Here is a 4,077-nt window from a genome sequence, read left to right as displayed (position 1 = left end):
AGGCCCAATCACCTTCCGCCACGGCCTTCAGTACTTCCAATCCATAGCACACGGCTGGAGCCTGCGAGATGTGTGAATCGCCTAGCGCTTTTGCGGGGGGCGAGGAACCCAAGCTTTGCTACCGCTCTTCCCTACGAAACGGCTTGAGCAGCGCCGACGGTGCCACCGCGTTGCGCGACATCACCGCCATGGCGACGATGGTGAAGATGAACGGCAGCATCAGGAACGCCTCGTAGGGGATGTGTCCGAGCCCGCTGGCCTGCATGCGCAGCTGCAGTGCATCGACGAAGGCGAACAGCAGCGCGGCCCCCGCCGAGCGCCACGGATCCCAGCGGCCGAAGACGACCAGCGCGATTGCCACCCAGCCGCGCCCGGACACCACGCCGAAGGTGAAGGCGTTGAACTGCGCCATCGACAGGAAGGCGCCGGCCAGCCCCATCAACGCCCCGCCGAGGATGACTGCCTGGAAGCGCGTGGCGATCACACTGACCCCCGCCGAATCCGCGGCGCGCGGGTTTTCGCCGACCATGCGCACCGATAGGCCCCATGGCGTGCGGTAGAGCACGAAGGCAGCGAGCGGAATGGCCAGGATCGCCATGTAGACCAGCGCGAACTGGTTGAACACCGCCGTCCCGAACACCGGAATGTCGGAGAGGAGCGGGATCGGCAGCGTCTGAAAACCCTTGATGTTGGGCGGCACCGACTGCTGGCCGAAGATCAGCCGGTAGAGGAAATAGGCGAGGCCCGACGAGAACAGCGTCACCCCGATGCCGCAGACGTGCTGGCTGAGGCCGAGCGCCACGGTGAACAGCGCATGCAGCGCGCCCATCAGCATGCCCGTCAGCACTGCCGCCAGCACGCCGAGCCACAGGCTGCCGCTGAGGCTGGCGGCGGTGAAGCCTGTCATCGCCGACAAAAGCATGATGCCTTCGATGCCGAGATTGAGCACGCCGGCCCGTTCCGAGAACATTTCGCCGAGCGTTGCAAAAGCCAGCGGCGTGGCGATGCGGATGATGGCGGCGAGGAAGCCGACCTGAAAGATCTGTTCGAACACCGCGCTCATCGGGCAGCCCCGACGCGGCGGATGCGATAGGCGGTGAACAGCAGCGCCACCAGCATGGCAAGCAATGCGGTGCCCTGGATGACATCGCTGAGGAAGGCCGGAACGCCGGTCGCCCGCGACATCGCCTCGGCGCCGGTCATCACAGCGGCAAGGAAGATCGCCGCCGGCACCACACCGAGCGGATTGAGCCGCGCCAGCATGGCAACGACGATGCCCGAATAACCGTAGCCCGGCGAGATGTCGCTCATCACCTGGAAATGCACGCCGCCGACCTCGCCGACGCCGGCCAGTCCGGCCAGCGCGCCGGACAGCAGCGCCGTCGAGATCAGCACCCGCTCGACGTGGATGCCGCCATATCTAGCGGCTTCCGGGTTTTCGCCGGTGACCCTGATCCTGAAGCCGAGCGTCGTGCGCACGATCAGGAACCAGATCAGCGGCGCCGCGATCAGTGCCGCGACGACGCCGAGATGCAGCCGCGTGCCTTCGAGCAGCACCGGGAAATTGGCCGAATCCTCGATCGGCGGCGAGATCGGATAGCCGCTGAAGGAGTCCTTCCACGGCCCCTCGATCAGGGCCATCAAGGCGTAATAGATGACCGAGTTGAGCAACAGCGAACTGACGACATCATCGACCTTGAATTTTACTCTGAGCGTCGCCGGCACCAGCGCGACTGCGGCTCCCGCTACGGCGCCGGCCACCGCCATCAAGACCATGGCGAGCGGCCCCGGCATTGGAATGGCGCCGACAAAGCAGCTGGCCACCGCGCCGGCAAGCAATTGCCCTTCGGCGCCGATGTTCCAGAATTTTGCTCGGAAGGCGACCGCGACCGCCAGTCCGGTGAAGATCATGGGTGTTGCACGCACCATCGTTTCGGTGATCGCATAGCTGTCGCCCAGCGACGCCGTGAACATCACGCCATAAGCTTCGAGCACGCCGGCGCCGGCCAGCGCAATCAGGCCGCTGCACAAGATGAGCGCTGCTCCGATCGCCAGCAATGGCAGAGCGAGGTTGAACCAGGCAGGAGTGCTTGTGCGGGCTTCCAGGCGGAACATTAGGCGGCACCCTCTGTTCTGTCTGTCGAACAAGAATTCTGACGAAGAGGGACCCCCACCCCTAGCCCCTCCCCACAAGGGGGAGGGGAACTCTCGCAGGCACTGACCACGACAAAACACCAGAAGTCCGGGCTCAGAAGCTGTGTGAACGGCGAGCGGCAGCATCCCCCTCCCCCTTGTGGGGAGGGGTTAGGGGTGGGGGTCAGCGCCGCCGGAAGGTCCATCTAGGCTCTTCCCTCCGCCCCGGTCATCATCAGGCCGAGCCGCGCGATCGTCGCATCGCCGCTGTCGAGCGTGCCGACGATGCGGCCCTCATACATCACCGCGATGCGGTCGCAGAGCACCAGCAGCTCTTCGAGATCCTCGCCGATGACGATGATGCCGCAGCCCTTGGTCCGCATGTCGAGGAATTTTTCGTGGATGAAGCGCGCAGCACCGATATCGAGGCCTCGCGTTGGCTGCGAGACAGCAAGCACCTTCGGATCGAAGGCAAGCTCGCGTGCCAACAACGCCTTCTGCAGATTGCCGCCGGACAACGCGCCGGCCCGGGTCATCGGCCCAGGGCACCTGATATCATAGGCCTTGATCTGCGCCTCGGCAAAGGCGCGGATCGCATCCGGCTTGAGCAGGCCCTTGCTGCTGAACGCTGTGGTGCCGATGCGCGGCAGCACCATCGAATCGGCCAGCGGCAGGTTGGTCACCAGCCCGGTCGTCATGCGGTCTTCCGGGATACGGCCAAGTCCGAGCGCCTGCACCTCGCGCGGCGAGAACCGCGAGACCTTTTGGCCGGCAATCGTCATCCGGCCGGCATCGGGCGCCCGCACGCCGGAGATCACCTCCGCCAGCGCCCGCTGGCCATTGCCCGACACTCCGGCAATGCCGAGGATTTCGCCGGCACGGACGGCAAGCGATACGTCGCGCAGCGCCGTGCCCGAATGATGCGAGGTTGAGATACCGTCGAGCGTCAGCACATCGGCACCCGGCGCCGATGGTCCCCGCGCCGGCGGCACGATCTCATGGCCGCACATCAGTGTTGCCATCTCCGAGGATGTCGTGTTGGCCGGGTCATCGACGCGGCCGGCAACGCGGCCATGCCGCAGCACCGTGCAGCGATGCGTCAGCGCCCGCACCTCGTTGAGCTTGTGCGAGATGAAGATGATGCCGAGACCTTGCGCCGCCATAGAACGCAACGCCGAAAACAGCCCGTCGACCTCGCTCGGCGCCAGCACCGCCGTCGGCTCGTCGAGAATCAGCAGCCTGGCGCCGCGAAACAGCGCCTTGACGATTTCAAGCCGCTGCTGTTCGCCGACCGACAGCGCCGAGACCGGTAGGCCCGGGTCAAGTGTGAGCCCATGTTGCTGGCCGATCTCTGCCAGCCGCGCCAGCCCACCGGCGCGGTCGATCCGCCCTGTCTTTCCGGGAATGCCGATCAAAAGGTTTTCCAGCACCGTCAGCCGCGGCGCCAGATGGAAATGCTGGTGCACCATACCGATGCCGGCGGCCAGTGCATCGGCCGAACTGGTGATCCGCACCGGCTTACCCTGGATGAGGATCTCGCCCGCGTCGGGCGCATAGGCGCCGAACAGCACGTTCATCAGCGTCGTCTTGCCGGCGCCGTTTTCGCCCAGCAACCCCAGGATTTCGCCGGGCGCGACGCTGAGATCGACGGCCTCGTTCGCCTTGACGGCGCCAAAGCTCTTGGTGATGCCACGCATTTCGATGAGTGGGGCGGACAAGGATGCTCCTGCGGAGAGAGGCTCTGCTTCACCCTCCCCCTTGTGGGGAGGGTCGGCTCGCAGTCGGAGCGAAGCGGAGATTGCGAGACGGGGTGGGGGTGCGCCCTACGGGGAGCCCCCCCCCCCCCCCCAGGGCGGGGAGACCCACCAACCACAAGAGAGGGGGAAAAAAAAAAAAAAAAACACCAGCACTCAAAAACACAAACACACCAAAAAAAAAAAAAAA

Annotated in this window: 3 protein-coding genes; all 3 read right to left on the bottom strand. The window is 65.2% G+C overall.

The features are described from left to right. Positions 1 to 118: 118 nt before the first annotated feature. Positions 119 to 1,063 (bottom strand): ABC transporter permease, encoded by a 945-nt coding sequence (locus NKH52_RS35125; RefSeq protein ID WP_352736858.1) that lies wholly within the window; start codon positions 1,061 to 1,063, stop codon positions 119 to 121. After that, a complete protein-coding gene (locus NKH52_RS35120) occupies positions 1,060 to 2,115 on the bottom strand; it encodes an ABC transporter permease (protein WP_352736856.1) in 1,056 nt (351 codons plus the stop codon). Before NKH52_RS35120 ends, NKH52_RS35125 begins: the two co-directional genes overlap by 4 nt. A 224-nt stretch (positions 2,116 to 2,339) precedes the next feature. Continuing rightward, a complete protein-coding gene (locus tag NKH52_RS35115) occupies positions 2,340 to 3,851 on the bottom strand; it encodes an ABC transporter ATP-binding protein (protein ID WP_352736854.1) in 1,512 nt (503 codons plus the stop codon). Positions 3,852 to 4,077: the final 226 nt, after the last annotated feature.

The sequence above is a fragment of the Mesorhizobium sp. M1066 genome (assembly GCF_040318635.1).
Taxonomy (GTDB): domain Bacteria; phylum Pseudomonadota; class Alphaproteobacteria; order Rhizobiales; family Rhizobiaceae; genus Mesorhizobium.
This window is presented reverse-complemented; position numbering and strand designations above follow the sequence as displayed.